This window comes from Thioalkalivibrio sp. AKL19, from assembly GCF_000420165.1.
In the GTDB taxonomy this organism is placed as follows: Bacteria; Pseudomonadota; Gammaproteobacteria; order Ectothiorhodospirales; family Ectothiorhodospiraceae; genus Thioalkalivibrio.
Map to the genome: position 1 here is coordinate 470938 of NZ_ATUK01000010.1, position 19514 is coordinate 490451.

The 19514-nt window shown below is 62.5% G+C and carries 20 protein-coding genes; 9 read left to right on the forward strand and 11 right to left on the reverse strand.

Going from position 1 to position 19514, the window contains the following annotated elements:
• Nucleotides 1-145 precede the first annotated feature (145 nt).
• The 7 genes from F817_RS0104095 to F817_RS0104125 all read right to left on the reverse strand — a co-directional run bounded on the left by F817_RS0104095 (nt 146) and on the right by F817_RS0104125 (nt 7373).
• On the reverse strand, nt 146-2527 hold the full coding sequence (locus F817_RS0104095) for a catalase (protein WP_231369387.1): 2382 nt from the start codon (nt 2525-2527) through the stop codon (nt 146-148).
• Nucleotides 2528-2656: 129 nt separating this feature from the next.
• Nucleotides 2657-3943 (reverse strand): mechanosensitive ion channel domain-containing protein, encoded by a 1287-nt coding sequence (locus F817_RS0104100; RefSeq protein ID WP_024326464.1) that lies wholly within the window; start codon nt 3941-3943, stop codon nt 2657-2659.
• A 116-nt stretch (nt 3944-4059) separates the two neighbouring features.
• Complete coding sequence (locus F817_RS0104105; protein WP_029681028.1) at nt 4060-4512, reverse strand: MgtC/SapB family protein; 453 nt, start codon at nt 4510-4512, stop codon at nt 4060-4062.
• Complete coding sequence (locus tag F817_RS0104110) at nt 4497-5123, reverse strand: DUF1989 domain-containing protein (protein ID WP_024326466.1); 627 nt, start codon at nt 5121-5123, stop codon at nt 4497-4499. Before F817_RS0104110 ends, F817_RS0104105 begins: the two co-directional genes overlap by 16 nt.
• Nucleotides 5120-5836 carry a guanitoxin biosynthesis heme-dependent pre-guanitoxin N-hydroxylase GntA gene (gene gntA / locus F817_RS0104115; protein WP_024326467.1) on the reverse strand — a complete coding sequence of 239 codons (717 nt, stop codon included), beginning with the start codon at nt 5834-5836 and terminating at the stop codon, nt 5120-5122. Before gntA ends, F817_RS0104110 begins: the two co-directional genes overlap by 4 nt.
• 54 nt (nt 5837-5890) lie before the next feature.
• Nucleotides 5891-6208 carry an HPF/RaiA family ribosome-associated protein gene (locus F817_RS0104120; protein WP_024326468.1) on the reverse strand — a complete coding sequence of 106 codons (318 nt, stop codon included), beginning with the start codon at nt 6206-6208 and terminating at the stop codon, nt 5891-5893.
• 10 nt (nt 6209-6218) lie between these two features.
• Nucleotides 6219-7373 carry a hypothetical protein gene (locus F817_RS0104125; RefSeq protein WP_024326469.1) on the reverse strand — a complete coding sequence of 385 codons (1155 nt, stop codon included), beginning with the start codon at nt 7371-7373 and terminating at the stop codon, nt 6219-6221.
• 541 nt (nt 7374-7914) lie between these two features.
• Between F817_RS0104125 and F817_RS0104130 the strand changes: the two genes are divergently transcribed.
• From F817_RS0104130 to F817_RS0104160, 7 genes are all read left to right on the forward strand, one after another.
• Nucleotides 7915-9264 (forward strand): diguanylate cyclase domain-containing protein, encoded by a 1350-nt coding sequence (locus F817_RS0104130; protein WP_231369388.1) that lies wholly within the window; start codon nt 7915-7917, stop codon nt 9262-9264.
• Between the two features lie 40 nt (nt 9265-9304).
• Entirely contained in the window at nt 9305-10597 is a 1293-nt protein-coding gene (locus F817_RS0104135) for a phosphatidylserine/phosphatidylglycerophosphate/cardiolipin synthase family protein (protein ID WP_231369389.1), read from the forward strand.
• Between the two features lie 161 nt (nt 10598-10758).
• Complete coding sequence (locus F817_RS0104140) at nt 10759-10938, forward strand: CsbD family protein (RefSeq protein ID WP_024326472.1); 180 nt, start codon at nt 10759-10761, stop codon at nt 10936-10938.
• Complete coding sequence (locus tag F817_RS0104145; protein WP_024326473.1) at nt 10935-11336, forward strand: PRC-barrel domain-containing protein; 402 nt, start codon at nt 10935-10937, stop codon at nt 11334-11336. The genes F817_RS0104140 and F817_RS0104145 overlap by 4 nt, the downstream gene beginning before the upstream one ends.
• Before the next feature lie 161 nt (nt 11337-11497).
• On the forward strand, nt 11498-11731 hold the full coding sequence (locus F817_RS0104150; RefSeq protein ID WP_024326474.1) for a DUF3185 family protein: 234 nt from the start codon (nt 11498-11500) through the stop codon (nt 11729-11731).
• A gap of 14 nt (nt 11732-11745) precedes the next feature.
• Complete coding sequence (locus F817_RS0104155) at nt 11746-12924, forward strand: AI-2E family transporter (protein WP_024326475.1); 1179 nt, start codon at nt 11746-11748, stop codon at nt 12922-12924.
• Complete coding sequence (locus F817_RS0104160; RefSeq protein ID WP_024326476.1) at nt 12921-13406, forward strand: hypothetical protein; 486 nt, start codon at nt 12921-12923, stop codon at nt 13404-13406. Before F817_RS0104155 ends, F817_RS0104160 begins: the two co-directional genes overlap by 4 nt.
• 251 nt (nt 13407-13657) lie before the next feature.
• Here F817_RS0104160 and F817_RS0104165 read toward each other — a convergent pair whose 3' ends face one another.
• The 3 genes from F817_RS0104165 to F817_RS0104175 form a co-directional block, all read right to left on the reverse strand.
• Nucleotides 13658-13942, reverse strand: coding sequence for a YqjD family protein (locus tag F817_RS0104165; protein WP_024326477.1), 285 nt, complete (start codon nt 13940-13942; stop codon nt 13658-13660).
• A 270-nt stretch (nt 13943-14212) separates the two neighbouring features.
• Nucleotides 14213-15022 (reverse strand): cytochrome b5 domain-containing protein, encoded by an 810-nt coding sequence (locus tag F817_RS0104170; protein ID WP_024326478.1) that lies wholly within the window; start codon nt 15020-15022, stop codon nt 14213-14215.
• Nucleotides 15019-16317: a ferric reductase-like transmembrane domain-containing protein gene (locus tag F817_RS0104175; protein WP_024326479.1), complete on the reverse strand. Its 1299-nt coding sequence runs from the start codon at nt 16315-16317 to the stop codon at nt 15019-15021. The genes F817_RS0104170 and F817_RS0104175 overlap by 4 nt, the downstream gene beginning before the upstream one ends.
• A 287-nt stretch (nt 16318-16604) precedes the next feature.
• Here F817_RS0104175 and F817_RS0104180 point away from each other — a divergent pair, with 287 nt between their 5' ends.
• Together F817_RS0104180 and F817_RS0104185 are read left to right on the forward strand one after the other, a co-directional pair.
• A complete protein-coding gene (locus F817_RS0104180; protein WP_024326480.1) occupies nt 16605-17213 on the forward strand; it encodes a glutathione S-transferase family protein in 609 nt (202 codons plus the stop codon).
• A 117-nt stretch (nt 17214-17330) separates the two neighbouring features.
• Nucleotides 17331-17660 carry a diguanylate cyclase domain-containing protein gene (locus tag F817_RS0104185; protein WP_081644450.1) on the forward strand — a complete coding sequence of 110 codons (330 nt, stop codon included), beginning with the start codon at nt 17331-17333 and terminating at the stop codon, nt 17658-17660.
• Between the two features lie 255 nt (nt 17661-17915).
• On the opposite strand, the gene guaA is transcribed toward F817_RS0104185, so the two are convergent.
• On the reverse strand, nt 17916-19493 hold the full coding sequence (guaA, locus tag F817_RS0104190) for a glutamine-hydrolyzing GMP synthase (RefSeq protein ID WP_024326482.1): 1578 nt from the start codon (nt 19491-19493) through the stop codon (nt 17916-17918).
• Between the last annotated feature and the right edge of the window lie 21 nt (nt 19494-19514).

Here is a 19514-nt window from a genome sequence, read left to right on the forward strand (position 1 = left end):
CACGATGTTTCGATGAAACGGTTACGTTGTATCGGGTCTGCGGCGAGCCCCCTACAACCAGGCGAGGGCCCAACCCGCTTCAGCGCGGCAGGGTAGGGTCCTCGGAAGACGACGTAGTCGCGAGTTTGCCGAAGGCCGGGCTGCGTCACTTCGCGGGTGGATCCCTGTCGCGGGCAAAATGACGATGAGCGGCGACCGCGGCGATGAATGTTGATGCGACCTCGGTCGCGTCGCCAGCGTCCGCCAACAGGATGCCCGGATCTTCTTGCATGGCGGAGTCAATGCCCGCCTTTTCCAGAAGCTCGCGACCGGCCCCCAAAGCCAGAATCGTCTTGCAGTGCCTGAGCTGGTCCTTGATGAATTCCATGGTGTGTCCGTCGACTGCGAGCGTCTGAACCGCGTCGCTCCCATCGGGCAGCACCAGCGCGTCGAACAGGACGGCCGGAGAATTCTCCATGGACTTGTTGGCTTCTACTTTTTCACCGGAATCGCCCACGAACATGCCCACTCGTGACCCCACAAAATGAACGACGGCTCCCGCGTCCGTCAGCGCGCCATGAAGGTCGACGAGCGAGGCGTGGTGGATGCCATCCTCGACCAGTACGGCGATCTGGCGTGTGCGGATGCCGGTTTCGCCGGGCCGCGCCATCAGCGACAACGCTGGCGACTCGGTGATCTCCGGCGGTTCCGGATCGGTGATGGCCTTCGGCATGGCATCCGGTACCTCCATGCCCAAGCCAGTGGCGACCTCTGCCGCCAGTTCCCGTGAAACATTTACGAGCGAGGACACCATCCGTTCACGGATCGCGCGGACGTCGACCTTGCTCAGCTCGAAGCGAAATGCGGCTGCAATATGCGCCTTCTCGACAGTCGTCTGACTATCGAAGAACAACCGGGCTTGGGCGTAGTGTTCGGCGAACTTCTCCGGCTTTCCACGGACTTTGTCTCCGGCGACAGGTTCGGGAAAGGACACGAATCCGGCTGTACCGGATTGGAACGGGCAGCCACCCGCCAATGAATTCGGCTCGTAGGCCACGCGCCCACGATGCACCGCCTGGCGGTGCATGCCGTCGCGCTGATTGTTCTGCACCGGGGCAAGCGGCGCGTTGACCGGGATCTCGTGGAAGTTGGGCCCGCCGAGTCGCGTGATCTGCGTATCCACATAGGAGTGGATTCGACCCGCGAGCAATGGATCATTGGAGAAGTCGATGCCGGGGACCACATGCGCCGTGCAGAACGCGACCTGCTCGGTTTCCGCGAAGAAGTTGTCCGGGTTGCGGTTGAGCACCATGCGCCCGACGGGCGTGACCGGCACGAGTTCCTCCGGCACGATCTTGGTCGCGTCGAGCACATCGAAGCTGAAGCCTTCGGCTTGCTCCTCGGTGAATATCTGCACGCCCAGTTCCCATTCCGGGAATTCACCCGACTCGATGGCCTCCCACAAGTCACGCCGATGGAAATCGGCGTCGGCACCCGCGATCTTCACGGCTTCGTCCCAGACCAGCGAGTGGGTTCCTTGCAGCGGCGTCCAGTGAAACTTGCAGAACACGGACTCGCCCTGCTCGCTGACCAGGCGGAAGGTGTGCACACCGAAGCCCTGCATCATCCGGTAGCTACGCGGTATCGCGCGATCCGACATCGCCCACATCAGCATGTGAGTGGACTCCGGCGACAACGAGACGAAGTCCCAGAACGTGTCATGCGCGGACCCCGCCTGGGGCATGCCGTGATGCGGTTCCGGCTTTAGGGCATGGACCAGGTCGGGAAACTTCATTGCATCCTGAATAAAGAACACCGGGATGTTGTTCCCCACCAGGTCCCAGTTGCCTTCGTCGGTATAGAACTTCACCGCAAAACCACGGACGTCGCGGGCGGTATCCTTCGAACCGCGCTCGCCGGCGACGGTCGAGAAGCGCACAAACACGGGCGTTTTCTTGCCCTTCTTGGCGAACGGCGCCGCCCGGGTGTACTGGGTCAGCGCGTCGTAGGCTTCGAAATATCCGTGCGCCCCGGAGCCGCGTGCATGGACGATCCGCTCCGGGATACGTTCGTGATCGAAATGGGTGATCTTTTCCCGCAGGATGAAATCTTCGAGTAACGAGGGCCCGCGCAGCCCCGCTTTCAACGTGTTCTGATTGTCGCCAATCCGAACACCTTGGTTGGTGGTCAACGGGCTATCACTGGGATCGACTCGGACCCGGTCGAGCGATTCGATGGTCGCGTTCATTCCACGCCTCGCGGCGCCGCCGGTTTTCTCTGTCTCGCTTTCCTCCGTCGCCGTGCTCGTCGCCGTGCTCGCGGTCAACGCACTGGAACCCGGCTCTGCCGTGGCTCCGGCCGGCGGCGCCACAGCGTTGCCGTGACCGTGCTCGAGCGCCTTGATGCGGTTGTAGGGCGTCGCGGCGACAAAATCGTCGCTGGCCGCGGCTTGCTCCGCAACGATGTCGTTGGTTCTGAGCGCGGCTGGGGCCGATTTACCGCCCTTGCCTGGCGCCTGTGATGAACGACCCGTTTTTTTCTTAGCCATGATTCTTCTCCAGGGCGTCGGGGGATGGACGCACCCTGGCATCGATACCACGGAGGACGGGGACGCTCTGTGCGGCAACAAACGCAGTGGCAAGAAACACCCTGAGATGCCGATGGCGGGGCCACAGGGTCACTCGTCCAGCAGGTTTTCTCCCTTTTCCGGCATGGGCGCGAGCGCGGCCTGGTTGCGAATGACCTCGCCTTCCGGGCGGGTCTCGGCCTCGGACACGGTCATGGCTGCCGCCGATTCTTCCGCGGGACCGTCGGCAATCGGTTCCACGTATTGACGTTGTTCCGCCTGAATCGTCATGCCGGCCTCCATCAGCGCGCGCTTGGTGAGCCGAATGAGCGCCGAACGCAACTGCTGCCCATTGGTTTTTCGTGAATCAAACCAGAATGACAGCTTGATCAGCACGGCCGCATTGCGAATCTCCTCGGCGACAACCCATGGCTCGGGGTTCTCCAGCACCGCCGGGTGACCCGCAAGCACGGCCAGGCCGATCGCCTGGGTGTCGGTGATGGAGTCGTTGAGACCGATCATCACGCCGAACTCCATGCGGTCATTGGGGTTGGCCGAGAAGTTGGTGATATCGCTCTTGTAGATGGTCGCGTTGGGTACCTGCACGTGGTTGCCGTCCAGGGTCATCAGCACCGTGGCCCGAATCGTCATGCTTTGCACGAACCCGCGGGTTTTCCCGACCTCGATCAGATCACCGGTCCGGAAGGGGTTCTGTGCGCTCAGAAAGATGCTCGCCAGAAAATTCTCGGTAATGTCGCGAAAGGCGATACCCAGCGCGATGCCGGCAAGCCCCGTACCTCCCAGAACGGCCAGCGCGACGTTGGTCAGCCCGGCTACGTGGAACACGCTGTACAAGCCGGCGACGAACACCAGGACACCCCCGCCCCGGGCGACCACGTCCTTCAGCAGATTGTTCCGTTTACTGGTCTTTGTGGTCCAGCACAGCAACCGCGTGACGAGCACGCCCAGGGACCAGGCCAGCGCGAGGAGTAACAGACTGAAAAGCACGTAAGGCAGGCTTCTCAGCACCGTTCTGCCGAGCTCGTTCAGGCCACTGAGCGCCGGGCTCAGGTCCCAGATCGACGGCTCGATCAACTCGAGGTGATTGACCACCGCGACCACGTCCTGGGTACTGCGTGCCAGATCGCCGGCCCACTGGCGGTGGTTCTGACGACGGGCCTGGCCATACAGGAATGCCACCCCTTCATCGACCGTGACCGCCGGCTGCTCGTACCAGCCCGTTGCAACCAGAATCCGCTCCAGCCGGGCCGCGATGGCCTCGTCGGACGCTTCCGGCACAATGCCGACACTCGCCGGGGCCTCCAGCCGTTCTTCCGACTCCGGTGGCGTCAGGACGAGCGGTGGCTCGGCCGCGATGAGCCATCCCGGCAGGGCCATGCCTATAACCGCCAGGACAACGGCAATCCGCATCATCCCGAGACAGTAGCCACCCGGCCCGGAGCCGTTCCGTGCGGTACCGAACCTAGTGGGCCATGCGGCCCACTAGCCTATGGTTATTCCCCGGATTTCTCGGAAGCATGCATCAGCGGCTTGAGATAGCGCAGGGTCAAAAACGTCGCGACGCTGATGAGGATCGCGATCTCGAAACGATGCGCGGCGACTGCCAGGCCGATCGCGCCCGTTGCCCAAAGGCTGGCAGCCGTGGCGGTGCCTTCCACGCTGCCACCGCTTTTAAGAATCGCTCCGCCACCGATGAACCCAATGCCGGTGATCAGGCCTTGCATGATTCGGGCCTGAGCGTCGGGCGACTCCAGTACCGAGAAGCCGATCAGCGCGTAGCCGCAGGCGGCAACGGCGACCAACGGGAACGTCCGAAGTCCGATGGCGCGATCACGAACTTCCCGGTCCCAGGCACTCGGGATCGCGAGCAGGTACGCCAACACAAGATCGCGCAGGTGACGGAGCATGAGGTACCCATCGAACTCCGGTGTCAGCCATTCGAGCATGACGGCTGATTTCTGCGCACAACTTGAAAATCGATCGGCTTGAAGGAGAAATTATTCGACTGCCCGGCGGAACATGCGGACATCGCCACCACGAGCGGCATCTCGGCGCGCAGGCGAACGAAATCCCCGGCTTTGCTGAGCGGAGGAAGAACGCCGAACTCCCCCGTTGTGGCATCGATCGACACATGCATGAACGCATTGAATGCGATGGGAATGCGATCGACACCAATGCCGTAAGGGGCCAGTGCCGCCGCCAGATTGCCCTCGCAGCCCGGACGACCCTCGTTCTCCCCATAGATGATTCTGAAGGTATCTTTCGAACAAGGTGTCAAAGTGAAGTCATGCCGCCCGCAGGTATCCTCCATGATGGTGAACATGGGCCGACTGCGGTTCGAGTACAGTACATCGCCCGTCGTCAGCCAAAGGCGTGAGGCATAGTCAAGAGAGCGCCCTGAAGACAGATACTCCCCATGATCCGGATTCCCGAATGCGACCACATCGCTGACTTGCTGGCCTTCGGGATCGACCACCACCAGTTCGTCTCCAGGGCCAAGCTCGACCGCCAACGCCGAGCAGGGAGGTATTCTCACGGTCGGCACGTCCGTGTTCACGGCTTCTCCTTGAAATGGAATGGGCATGTCCAGTTGGCTTCAACCTCACGGCCACTGTACTGCCTGGCCTCACTCACTTCTCCAAAATCCGCCAGATTGGGGTTCCGGGATCCTTGCAAGGCGATATCGCGTGCTCGAGTGGCCACTTGCATCTTCTCGAAACGTCCGTCCTTTCTTAGCTTCTCGAACTGGCGGTGGGAATTGAACACCAATACCGGGTTGGAAAACCGCCGGGCGAGCCGCGAAGCGTTCGCGTGAAGCCCAATGGCAAAGAACGGATGCCCCGCTATGCTCAGGCTGAACAGCGGGCTGTCACTATCGCTGTTGACATCGCCGGCGGGAGGATTGCCCGCCAGAATGTCCAGCTTGTGGATTCGCCACAACTGCGACCACATCAAGGACTCGAAACGAAGCTCGCTCATATCGCCTGGGCCACTGAACAGGGCGACATAAGAGTGCACGATGTCCTCGTTGCGAGCACTGGCTTCGATCAGGGCAACGAATCGAGAAAGATCATCCAGCATCGCCCGGTCATTGCCGGAGTCCCCTAGTGCGCCGAACTCATGAGTTTCGATCGAGCCACGGGCCAAAGCGGACTTGGCGCCCACACAGGGATAAGTAGCCTCGGCGAGAAACGCCAGAAAGCGCTCGCCCAAATCCGGAACGGGCTTGAGGTCCCCTTCATTAGCGCCAGAATCTTCAGTGTGTTTCATCCGCTTTTCGACAGGTCACCAATGGCCAACGGCGATCAGTGCTGACCGGTAACCTCAGTGGTTCTTCCGCTTTCCAAGCGTGCTGTCCAGGGAACGCCTCATCTTGCGTGCGGCGCCATCGACAGCCTGTCCCACGGTCGCGGCTTCATCGGTCACGGCTACGGGCTGGAGACCTTCGACCCTGACTTCCAGCAGACAGCGTATGTCGGCGTTGCCGGATTTCTTGTCACTGTTCTCGTCGCTGAGGTGAACCTCCACGCGCGTCACCTGGTCCGCAAAGCGCTCCAGGACGTTTCTGATGGTGGCTTCGGTATGCTCCGGCTGTGCACCGGACTGGTCGATGTTGTCATCCGTGTTGATCTGAATCTGCATGTCACGTGCCTCAGTAGCGGTAGATTGCGGCGATTCCCGTATCGGTCGGCATTCGTTCCGTCGGCACCACGACCACCTCGCCGCCCATCTTGAGCACCAGGGCTCCCAGGTCATCGAGCACATCGTCCGTTTCGGGTTGGGCGAGGTCATCGAACTCAAGCTTCCCGGTCGCCGCATCGACCCGACCGGGGATCTCCCGACGCGCTTCGATCAGCAGCGTGACCACACGCCCGTCGGCGGCGGCCCGAGCGACCTCGGCCAGGTCGTCGGAGCCGAGGCCCTTGGGCTTGTTACTGCCAAAGGTTTCCACCAGCCCGGCCAGACGCTCGAGGTAGCGGGGTTCGATGGTTTGCCAGACCCGCTCGCGAAAGTCGTCGCTCGACGCGAGCGCGTCCGGATGCACGTCCAGGCTCTCGGCCATCAGGAAAGGGTTGTGGCTGACTGCGTGGAACATGTGGTGGTGCTCCGGCAGGGCGGCGAGAAGCAGCGGCAGGCCGGAGGGCCTGGAATGGTGTTCGAGCACCGCGCGATCGACCGCGCGGAAGAATCGCTCCGCATCGTCGTCCAGTTCGGCTTTCCTGCCCCCATGGCCATGGTGCATGGGGGCCTGGCCACCGCCGCTGCCCCCATAGGCCGAGACCGTCTGGCGGGAATCCGTGAGTTCTTCACCGAGCGCCTCGGTGATCGTCCGCGGCACGCCATCGGCAGGCGTGATCTCGTCCAGGGCGTCACGGTTGCCCTCGAACACCTTCATCTCGTGCCGGCTCAAGGCGAGCACCTGATAGCGATCCGCCGATTGCAGGATGCGCAGCAAGGGCTTGGTGTGGAAGCTGTCCGCCACAACCGCCAATTCGGGGACCGGGCGCTGGAGCTTGTAGACACGAAACCGATTCCTGTCCCGCAGCACGGCCAGTCCGTCGAAGCTGCAGTTCCAGAACTCGCGATCGTCCACGAGGGCCCGCAGGGGTTCGAGCAAGGGCTGGATCTCCTCGCGCGCAAATTTCTGTCGAAGGGACTCCTCCAGCACTTTCACCAGATTCTTGAAACGGATCGGGTCCTGCTGATTGTCCGGGTGGTCCCGATGCGTCGGTTGAAAGAGCGAAAGGCAGGGCGGGTCGCATTCATCCCAGAGCCCCGCTGCGGCATCCTGGTCGACACCGTTCATTGACATTACGAAAGCCTCCTGTGTCGCATACGGACCGTATAGCACCCCGGCGCGCGCATTTATGTGCGGCATCGCGCGTAGCCCCCGTCTCCAGCTCATGACATGGCGGCACCCGACCTCTGTTCGACTACCCGCCAGCGGACCGGAGTGCGGCAGCGTCAGGACACACACATCGACGGCATGCGGGGGCGGCCCTGCTCCGTGTGGCAACGCACCGACACGGCGATCACGGCCGGGTGACGCTAGCCACCGCATCCACCAGAAATATTTTGTGAGAGTGACCGAGAAGGCAACGCTATGCCCGCCGGCCAGATTCAGGAGTGGACCGCATGGGGCAGACGAACCGCAGCAGGCCCCAATACCGCTGGACCCGCCTTCGCAGGGGCGAAACCATGCTGGCAATGGGCATGGCCACCGGCATGGGCGGCGGCCTGGCGGCGTTGACTCTGGACCACGCGCGGCGGTCGCCTCCGCCGCGAGCGCGAGCATGGGCGAAACGCCTCCAGGTGCCACCGCCGATGCCTGTTTGTGAGCCAACGCAATGAAAGACCGTATTCGACTGGCCGATTTCATTCGGCAGGAGATGGAACCCATTCTCCAGGACTGGGAAGCGTTTGCGAAATCCATCCTTCCCGCGAGCCGGATGGAACGAAGCGACCTGCGCGACCACGCCACACAAATGCTTCAGGCGATTGCCGACGACCTCGATTCCCACCAGAGCGCGGCCGCACAGGCCGACAAATCGAAAGGTTGCGCGCCGGCCGTTGACGAGGATTCATGGGCCGAGGTGCACGGCAGCGATCGGCAAACCAGCGGCTTCAGCGTCATGGAGACGGTTTCCGAGTTCCGGGCCCTGCGCGCGAGCGTGGTCTCGCACTGGACGAAAGCGTACCCAAGGATTGCGGGGCAACAGCTTGAAGATCTAACCCGATTCCATGAAGCCATCGATCAGGCGGTCGCCGAATCACTGGAACAGTTCGCAACCACAAAAGAAATGGAGACGCGGCTGTTCGGCGCCATTCTTTTCGCGTCACCCGACCCAATCTACGTGCTCGATCCCGCGGGCCGGGTTGTCTATGCAAACAAGGCCACTGCCGAACTTTTTTCTCTCGATCCCCAGGCGATCATCGGAAAGTCCGCCTTTGATCTCGGTTTCACGTTCGCCTCGGAATTCCAGCGCAACGTTGAACAGGTGATTACCGGGCAGTCCATCCACCGAGGCAAGCTCGATCACAGCTTTGCTTCCGGACAGGGTAACAAGTTCGAATATGTGCTCGCGCCCGTACTGGACGAACATGGGGAGACCGAAGCGGTCGTCTGCATTTTGCGGGATATCACCCAGCAAGTAATCGCCGAAGAAAAGATCTGGTACCACGCCCACCATGACCATCTGACCGGACTCCCCAATCGGAGACTGTTCGTCGATCGCCTGGAACAGGAAGTCAGTCATGCGAAGCGCAGCAATCTTATGCTTGGCGTCCTCTTTATGGACCTTGATGGGTTCAAGGAGGTTAATGATTCGTTCGGCCATGAGGCCGGGGACCGGTTGCTGTCTGAAGTGGCGGTTCGCATAACGAGTTGTCTCCGGAAGGAAGACATCGTATCCCGCCTGGGCGGCGACGAATTCACGGTCATCGTCACCGGGGCCGCGCAATGCAACGATGTCGAGCGTATCGCCCAGACCATTATTCAGACGCTCGAGGCGCCCTTCCGGATCGGACCGGACCCTGTGCGGATTTCGGTGAGCATAGGGGTTTCGTTCTACCCCGCGGACGCATCCTTTCCGTCCGCTCTCCTGGAAGCCGCCGATGAGGCCATGTATATGGCGAAGAAATCCGATACACATTGGGCATGTTTTGCGGACATACCCAAAGATACGGTCGATCGCTAGGAAAACACGCATTGTATTTCCGCAATCGAGAATACCTGCCATGTCATTGAATGAATCGCGACGTTCGATCCTCTGGGTCATTGGAGTCACTGTGGTGGCAACCAGCCTGGTACTGGTGTTGTTACAGAACCTAAAGACCTCCGGAGAGGTGGTGGAACGCACCATCGACCATCGCTACGCCATTGCCGATCCGCAGTTCCGGCGTGAAATGTCCGTCTTGCTGGGTCCTGAACTCATGCGCGGCAACCAAGTGACGGCGCTGCAGAACGGCGAGGAGATCTTTCCGTCCATGCTGGCGGCCATTCGCTCGGCCCAGAGGTCGATCACTTTCGAGACTCACATTTACTGGTCCGGCGAGATAGGTGAAGCGTTCTCGCAGGCGCTTTCCGAGCGTGCCCGCGCAGGCGTGTCGGTTCACGTCATCATCGACTGGGTTGGCAGCACCAGGATGGATCAATCGCTGCTGGATTCCATGCAGGACTCAGGGGTGCTGTTGCATCGGTATCGGCCGCTGCGCTGGTACAACCTCGGGCGCATGAACAACCGGACTCATCGCAAGCTGCTGGTGGTTGATGGTCACATTGGCTTCACCGGAGGGGTGGGCATCGCCGATCAGTGGACGGGTGGCGGCGGCGGCCCCGAGCAATGGCGCGACACACATTTTCGGATCGAAGGGCCCGTGGTGGCACAGCTGCAAGCGGCTTTCAACGACAATTGGATCAAGACCACGGGCCGCGTGCTGAACGGGCCAACCTACTTTCCGCCCCTGCAGGCCCAGGGCGAGATGGACGCGCATGTATTTCTCGCCTCGCCATCCGGCGGCAGCGAGAGCATGCACCTGATGTATCTGCTTGCCATTGCGGCGGCAGAGGCGACGATCGACCTGGCGGCCGCCTACTTCGTGCCCGACAAGCTGTTGATCGAGGCCCTGGTGGCGGCCCGCGGGCGGGATGTTCGGGTCCGCATTCTGCTGCCCGGGCCGCACATCGATGCGGCAACGGTCAAGATCGCCTCGAAAGGCGATTGGGGCCCGCTTCTGCGGGCCGGTGCCGAAATCCACGTCTATCAGCCGACCATGCTGCACACCAAGCTACTGGTCATCGATGCCGAATTCGTCTCGGTGGGTTCCACCAATTTCGACATTCGTTCGCTTCGGCTCAATGACGAGGCGAGCCTGAATATCTACAACCGCGAGTTTGCCACGCAGATGACCGCGGTGTTCGAGCGCGATCTCCTGAACGCCGAGCGATACTCCCTCCACCGCTGGAACACCCGCCCGATCCGGGAAAAGGTCTCCGAGAAGCTACTGCTCCCCATCAAGTCCCAGCTCTGACCTCGAGAGACAGTGATCCAGGGAAACACTGATCCCACATATGTTGGGCACCGCACAGACCCTCCCCAGCACTTCATCTAGCTTTGAAGCCTCAATCCGTCTCTACCTGAATCCATGGAAGAGGCACACCCCGAACGGTTCTACAACCTGGAGATTATCTTATGAACAAGGATCAAGCCAAAGGTAAAGGAAAAGAGGCGAAGGGAAAGGTGAAGGAGGTCGCCGGCAAGGCGACCGGCGACAAGAGCACCGAGTACAAGGGTAAAGCCGAAAAGCATGGCGGCAAGGCTCAAGGCAAGTACGGAGACCTCAAGAGCGACGCCAAGAAGAAAACGGAATGACCGGTGCCGCTGCCTTCTCGAGAATTGGCCAGGCCGCACCCGAAGATACCCATGCCGGGCACACGCTGTTGAGTGCAACGCGGGTCACCGGCCACGATGTCTCCAGTATGCGAGAGGAAAAGCTGGGCGACATTCTCGACGTGATGCTGGATACGCGCGAGGGGGCCATACGTTACGTGGTCCTGACATCCGGCGGCTTTGTCGGGATGGGTGATCGGTTATTCGCCATCGCGCGAACCGCCTTGAAGCACGACACGGAACACAAGCGATTGATGCTTGACGTCGATCGCTTAAAAAACGCCCCGGGGTTCGCCAGGGATGGGTGGCCCAATATGGCCGACTTTACGTGGTGTTTGTCGGTAGGTTCTGGCGACCCCGGGGCTCACCGCAAAGGCTGATCGCCGGAAATACAGAACCTACCAGACAGGGCGGATTCACCCTGCCGACCAGCCCCCTGAGTCGCAACACCGCATCGCGAGCCGCCACCCTGCAGTCGGGCCCCAGACACGTTCCTTGAATAGCACAAACAATATCCACCCACCCATTAGAGAGATCGAAAATGGCGACGAATGACAGTCTGGCACTTAGCAAGATTCTGGCAGTGGTTCTGATTGTTGTAGGCCTGATCCTGCTTTTCTTTGCCTATCGTTCATCCCAGAGTCTGGGCGATCAGGTGACGGAGGCGCTGACCGGGAGCTTCACTGACTCCACCATCTGGTTCCTGATCCTTGGTGCGGCTTCTACCGTGGCCGGTGTTGGCCTGTTTTTCTTCGGCAAGTCAGCGAACACCTGACGCAGGCATTCGCGATGCCCCACGACACGGAGGAATCCCTGGGTGGCGGGGCAAGGGCTACGGCTCAAGATCGGGACTCGGCACGTCCGGAAAAACGACTGTTCAAGGCGGCTGAACTTCGCTTGTTTCGCTACACGGCGGTCTTGTTCAGCCTGGTGACGCTCGCCGCCCTGATCGTCGTCATCGCGTGGTCATTCGGCTGGATACTGAGTACCTTCTACAACCTGCTCCTGTCGCTCTCCATCGCGGGCATCCTCGCGCTGGTGCTTTACCCTGTGGTCAATTTTCTCGAGAACCGGCTTCATTTACCCCGATGGCTGGCCATCATGCTATTGATGGCGATCTTCTTCCTTGGGGTTGGCGGCCTGCTGTTCTTTCTGGTCCCCACCCTGACCGCCCAGGTCATCCAGTTGATGACGGTTTTGCCCGAGACACTGGAACGCTGGCAGGATCACTTTTCCTTTTATTTTCCGGAAATCAGCTCGATGATTTCGGAACGCATGGAAGATGGCAATGGGGAGCAATCCGAGTCTTCGATGGACGGTGCCGGCACGACCGTAATGGCCTATTTGGGGATGTTAGCGGCCATCAGCTTCGTGCCCCTGTTTCTATTTTTTGCCCTGCTCTCCGGTGACGCGCTCCGGGGAAAGGCATCCGAACTGTTATCCGTCTTCCATGAGCGCACTCGGCAGAAAGTGCTCTATTTCATGGATGTGTTCGTGGGATACATCACCGCCTTCTTTCAGGGCCAACTGATGATCGCCATGATCATGGGAGCCCTGTATGCGCTCAGCTTTACGCTGATCGGCCTGCAATTCGGCGTGCTCGCGGGGCTCATCCTGGGACTGCTGAATATCGTGCCCTTCTTGGGCACGCTGATCGGCCTGTTGGTGATCTTGCCCATGGCCTATCTGCAGCCGGAAGGTGGCATTGAGCTGTTGATGCTGGCCGGACTGGCCTTCGCCGCGGTGCAACTGATCGAGAGCTGGTTGCTAACACCGAAGATCATGTCCAACCGCTCGGGCCTGCATCCTGCACTCGTCATTATTTCGCTGTTCTTCTGGGGAACCGCCCTGAGCGGCATTATCGGGATGGTACTTGCCGTTCCCCTGACGGCGTTCTTCGTAGCGATATGGGGCGAGATCAAGTCCAGCCTGAAGCACGCGCTGAGCAGCCGGGAGGCCCGATCATGACCGAAACGAATCACACCCGGGACAAGGATCCGCAAGGCGATAACGAACACATCGGGGACATCACGGAGATTCTGAAGGCCCTGGTGGCGGACCTGGCTCGCGTGGTGGTGGTGGAGACCCGTCTGTTCGGGCACACCGTGCTGGCGATGATCGGATTAACCGTGGCCATTGCACTGTTGCTGGTGGCCGGCTGGCTGTTTGCCGGGGCGGCCCTGGTGGTCGCGCTGGCGAACCTGCAGGCCTTCAACCTGATGGGCGCACTGCTGATCGTGACGCTGGGACACCTGGTGCTGGCGGCCCTGGCGTTCTGGCGATTGCGCCACATTACCCGGGACCTTACCTTCCGCGAGAGCCGGGCGAGCGTTAACAGCCTGCTCGCCCAGACGAGGGCGCTCGTCGATGCGGCAGGGCATCATCCCCCGGAGGCCGAGCAACGCCCCCCGGGAAGCGGGCCGAGGTCAGCGGAGCGACAGTCCGACTAGGCCGGAGGCAATTCGCCAGGCCCGCAGCTGGGCGGCCAGGATTCCATAGGTCGTTTTGATACCGGGAACATCCAGGCGCCCGGCCAGCAATCCACACCCAAAGGCAATGGCGAGCACGGCCGGTCGCCGGGCCATGTCCCGTGCCCGGCACAGCAGGTAGTCGATACGCTGGCGAACAAGACCGCCTCGATAATCAATTCGGCCGCGCAAGTGCGCGGCCTCCCGCCTTAACTGGTGGCCACGGAACACGATCAACGGCGTCGCAAAGCGGACACCAGGGTCCCCGCGGCAAAGGCGATGCCCAGGGAAAGCAAAGGGTTTTCCCGGACGAAGCCGGTCACCGACTTCAGCGTTTCGTCGGAGCGCTCCTTGACCTGCTGCCCGGCCTCCTTGACCCGTTCCTCCGCACCTGCGGCCTGATGGCGGATTCGTTCCTCGGCCTTGGCGGCCGTCTTGGCGGCCTGATCCACCGTCTCGTGAGCGCGCTCGGACAGACGGTCTGTAGTGGCGTGTTCGCTTGTACCTGGCGTAGTCATGGCTGTTTCCCGTTGCTGTGGTGAGGCATGGGTGGAAGCCGCCCATCGGCTTCCACTGGCAAGCAACGGAAAGTTTCTCGCACAGGCGCCCTCCCGTCTGCGCGGTAGCGAACAAAGGCCCTCACTCCAAGGCCCACAAGCACCCTGGCGCTCAGCAGGTGTTGTTCGGCAGCCGCTCACTGCGGCTACGCGCCGGCGTTCACATACCTGGTTCAAGGACTGAACGTGGCCGGCGGCATCACACTCCCGCCCTTCGGGACACCGGCTATATCACGGCCACTGATAGACCCCGCGATTGAGCGCGTCCCGGATGGCCGAGATCAGCTTGTTGCCTCTCAGCGTCGCGCCGGTAAAGGCGTCGATGTCCTCCACCACCTCCTCCGGCGCGTAGAGATCGAATAGGGCCGATAGCGGCCGCCCTTCGAGGTAATCGATGGCCTGACGGTGCTGGCGCATCACGGCATGAAGTTCCTCGTGCTCCTCAAGCGCCAGATAATCCACTCCCTGGTAGCTCAGGTACCGGAACCGGACGTTGTGGAAATGATGGTCCCGCAGATCGAACTGGATATTGACCTGCATCGCGCCCCGGTCCGAAAACACGCCTCGATAGCGCCCGTCCAGGTACGTCCCGGGCGACAGGCCGAGCAGCACCCGGCCCGGCGGATGGGTGGCGGGTTCCCGCGTGGGCGCTGAAGCCTCGGGCCGTGCCTGGGGTGCCGGTGCATCGGCAAGTTGCCCTACCCGATACTGTTCCAGCATGGCGGCGGCCCTGGGGCTGTGCGGACGCCCGGGCGTCTTGTTGTACCAGCCTTCCGTGGCATCACGGCCGCACCACTCCAGCATCACGTCCTCGGAAGTGGGGTGACGCGGAATATACTCCGTCACGTCGTACACCTGGCCATCAATGGCTTTCCAGCAGCTCTCGGCACTGTCGTGGGCCGCAAGCTCCTGTTCTGTAAACAGGCGCTGATCGTCGTCGGTCTCGCGGGTCTCCGCGACCAGCGCGCTGACGGCCCAAAGGGTGACGATCACGGTGCAGAAGGCCACGAACGCGGTGTAGGCAATCTTGTTCACGGTCATAGGAAATCAAACGCCTCCGTATGAATGCGGCCCCTGGGTACGCCGGCGCGGCTCAGAAGCCCCATCAGGTGATGCACCATGCCGGGCGGCCCGCAGATGTAGATCTCCCGTTCCGCCAGGTCCGGGCAATGGGCGCGGATGAACGCTTCGTCCACGGGGCCGCGATCCTGAAAATAATGGATCTGCGCATCGAAATGCGGATGCCCCTGCGCGATCTCCCGAAGCTCGTCCATGTAATAGGCGCGGTCCGGTCGATTGGCCAGGTAGATCAGGGTGACCTCCGGCCCGGCCCCGGGCTCCCGCTGGAGGGCCCGAGCGCCGGACACGAAGGGTGTAATGCCGATGCCGCCACCGAACCAGAGTTGCCTGCGTTGCGGCTCGCGGCGCTCGAAAAACTGTCCGTAGGGGCCCTCGATCTGCACGGCGGTTCCCGGTGTCACCGTCTGCAATGCCCGGCTGGCATCGCCCAGGGCCTTGATGCCCACCCGGACAACGTCCTCGCCTGGCGCCGAAGAGATGGTGTAGGGGTGCTCTTCCCCCCGGCCGGCTTCCAGGCCCGGGTCGTGGGGAGTGAGGTACATGAACTGTCCCGCGGCATGCGACATGGCCCGGCCCCTCGGGGCGAGGGTGATCTCCACCACGTTGGACGCAAGGGCGGTCACGGCCTCGACGGTATAATCATGGCGCCCCAGCCGGGGCGACAGCACCTTGCGCCAGAGCACTGCGGCAACCGCCAGGGCCGCGAGCCCCCACCAGAGCAGCGCATGCTCCACGAGCATGACCGCGTGCGCGAACGCCAGCAGGAACGCGGGCACCGACAACAGGTGCAGACGCTTCCAGCGCTGGTAATGCGGCCTGCCGAAAAACTGAAAGGTGGGCGCGAGAAAGATCACCATCAGCGCCAGTGCGCCCCAGCCCATCCACACCGCCCCGTGTTCAAGGGGCGGAAAGATCACCTGGGTGGCCGCTTCCGGAGAATTGGGGAGCGCCCCGAAGGCCAGCCACACCACGTGCAGCATGATCAGGATGAACGCCGTGAAACCCAGTATCCGGTGCAGGGCCCAGATACGCGGCAAACCGCCGAACCAGCGATCCAGGCCCGGCAGGCGCACGCTCAGCATTGCACCGACCAGCAGCGCGCTCAGACCCAGCACGCCGGCCAGGTGACCAAGCGCCGAGAGCACCTCGGCCGCGCCCGCGCCCGGCGGCGGCCACCAACGCGGCCACGCCACCAGCACCGGCAGCAGCAGCAACACCGCGACAATCAAGTCACCCGCTCTGAAGCGTCTGAACATGGAATCCATTTATCAGTGTTTCCCCAGGCACAAGTCTAGGTGGATATCCACAAATGACCAGCGCGCCGGCGGTGTTCTTCCCGTTTATTCAAGCGCAGGGGCGCTACTTGGGTGCTGTCGGCCTGGGGGCCAAGGCGGCCGAATTCATGGTGAGAGGGCTACCGGGGGGGTGGGGAAATACACACCGCCCCGCATGGCCGCTGGCACTGCCGGACGGCTTCCTGTACACCCGGCCCCGGTGGCGGAGATCCATCCCGCGGGATACTGTTTCAGCCTGGAGGAACGCCATGAAAACACTCTACGATATGGAACGTTCCGGCAACTGCTACAAGGTTCGCCTGCTACTGGCCTTGCTCGGCGAGGACTATGAACGAGTGACGGTGGACCTGACCCGGGAGGAGCCGCGCGAGGCATCCTTCCTGGCCCTCAATCCGCGGGGCGAGATCCCGGTGCTGGTCGAGGATGACCAGGCCATCTGGGATTCCGGCGCGATCCTCGTCTACCTCGCGACCCAGGCAGTGGACCGGCACTGGTTCCCGGACGCGGCCCTGGCACGGGCACGGGTTACGCAATGGCTGGCCGTGGCCGCCAACGAGGTCCACCACGGCCTGGCGGCGGCCCGCGCCATCCGGCTGTTCGGGCGGACAGGCGACCTCGCGCAGAGCCAGGCCGTGGGCCGATGCGCGCTGACCTTGCTGGACCAGCAGCTTGCCCGCGGCCCCTGGCTGGCCGGGGAGGCACCGAGCATCGCCGACATAGCCTGCTATCCCTATGTGTCCATCGCCGAAGAAGGGGCGCTTTCCCTCGCCCCCTACCAGAATGTGGCCCGCTGGTGCCGGAATATCGAGTCCCTGCCGGGTTACACGCCAATGATGGCCCGCCAGCCGTCGGCTTGACAGTCTGCTTCCCTCCTACTCAATGAGTCGAAAGGGAAGGATTCGGGTCTGATCGGGTCATCATGTCATCTCTCCGTCCCCTTGATCGTGTGTTTGCGGGGCTGCTTTTCACGCCTGATGGCGACATGGTTAACCGTAGATGTTGGCGAGATCGCAAAGCGACTTTCCGGATGCGTACGGGAATCGGATACGGTCGGACGCATGGGTGGGGACGAATTTGCCGTGTCGGTAACCAATGCCCCTGGGCCAGAGTCGGTCGAGGCCGTCATGGAGAAGATCCGGGCGGAGATTGAGCGCCCGGTGGTCTTGGGGGGACATACCCTGAGGCCTTCGGCCAGCATCGGCGCTGCGTTCTACCCGGATCAGGGCGAGACGACTCACGAGCTGATTCGCCATGCGGACGAAGGCATGTATCACGCGAAACGCAATCGTCTGCGTCAGACGTGACGGGTGGAGGTTCCAGCCCTCGACCCACAGGGCAACCCGGGATGAGCGGCAACATTCACGGGGCGCCCCCATGCAGAGCTCGGTGGCGCGGGTATCGACCCGCATCTCGATCCCGGGCGGCCGTCCTGGCCGACGCGCAGGGCATGATCCGCGCCGACGAGATACTGTCTTTTATACAGCACACTGCTCAACGGCGGAATCTGGAGGCCTCGGCTGTGATGCCGACCAGTGCCAGAAATTACCCGCCTGTTCCGTTCACTCCCACTCGATGGTGGCGGGGGGCTTGCCGGAGATGTCGTAGGTGACGCGGGAGATGCCGGGGATCTCGTTGATGATGCGGCGCGAGACGTGGTCGAGGAACTCGTACGGCAGGTGCGCCCAGCGCGCGGTCATGAAGTCGATGGTCTCCACCGCGCGCAGGGCAACCACGTAGTCATAGCGCCGCCCGTCGCCCATCACCCCCACCGACTTCACCGGCAGGAAGACCGCGAAGGCCTGCGAGGTCTTGTCGTAGAGGTCGGCCTTGCGCAGCTCCTCGATGAAGATGGCGTCCGCCCGGCGCAGCAGGTCGGCATATTCCTTCTTGACCTCGCCGAGGATGCGCACGCCCAGGCCCGGCCCGGGGAACGGGTGGCGATAGACCATCTCGGTGGGCAGGCCCAGCTCGACACCGATCTTGCGCACCTCGTCCTTGAACAGCTCGCGCAGCGGCTCGACCAGACCCAGCTTCATGTTCTCCGGCAGGCCGCCCACGTTGTGGTGCGACTTGATCACCTGGGCCTTGCCGGTCTTGGAGTCGGCCGACTCGATCACGTCCGGGTAGATCGTGCCCTGGGCCAGCCACTGCACATTGTTCAGCTTCGCGGCCTCCTCGTCGAACACGTCGATGAACAGCCCGCCGATGATCTTGCGCTTGGCCTCCGGGTCCTGGATGCCCGACAGCGCACTCATGAAGCGGTCCTCGGCGTCCACGCGGATCACGTTCACACCCATGTGGCGGGCGAAGGTCGCCATCACCTGATCGCCCTCGCCCTCGCGCAGCAGGCCCGTGTCCACGAACACGCAGGTCAGCTGGTCGCCGATCGCCTTGTGCAGCAGCGCGCCCACCACCGAGGAATCCACCCCGCCGGACAGGCCCAGCACCACGTGGTCGTCACCCACCTGCTCGCGCACCCGCGCGGCCATGTCGTCGATGATGTTGTCGGCGGTCCACAGGGCCTCGCAGCCGCAGATGTCGAGCAGGAAGCGCTCGATGATGCGCTGGCCCTGGGTGGTGTGGGTCACCTCGGGATGGAACTGCACGCCATAGAAACCGCGCTCCGGATCGGCCATGCCGGCGATCGGCGCGGAGTCGGTGGAGGCCATCAGGCGGAAGCCCTCCGGCAGTGTGGTCACGTGGTCGCCGTGCGACATCCACACGTCCAGCAGGCCGAAGCCTTCCGGCGTGGTGTGATCCTCGATGTCGCGCAGCAGCGGGGTGTGGCCGCGGGCACGCACCTGGGCGTAGCCGAATTCGCGCCGCTCCGACGGCTCGACCCGGCCGCCCAGCTGCGCCGCCATGGTCTGCATCCCGTAGCAGATGCCCAGTACCGGCACGCCCAGTTCGAACACCGCGTCCTCGGCCCGCGGCGGGTTGTCGATATTCACCGACTCCGGGCCACCGGAAAGGATCACCCCGGTCGGGTTGAAGGCGCGGATGTCCGCCGCCGGCATGTCCCAGGCATGCACCTCGGAGTAGACCCCGGCCTCGCGCACACGGCGGGCGATGAGCTGGGTGTACTGGGAACCGAAGTCCAGCACCAGAATGCGGTGGGCGTGAAGATCCTGGGTCATGAGGTCATCCGGTATCCCGGC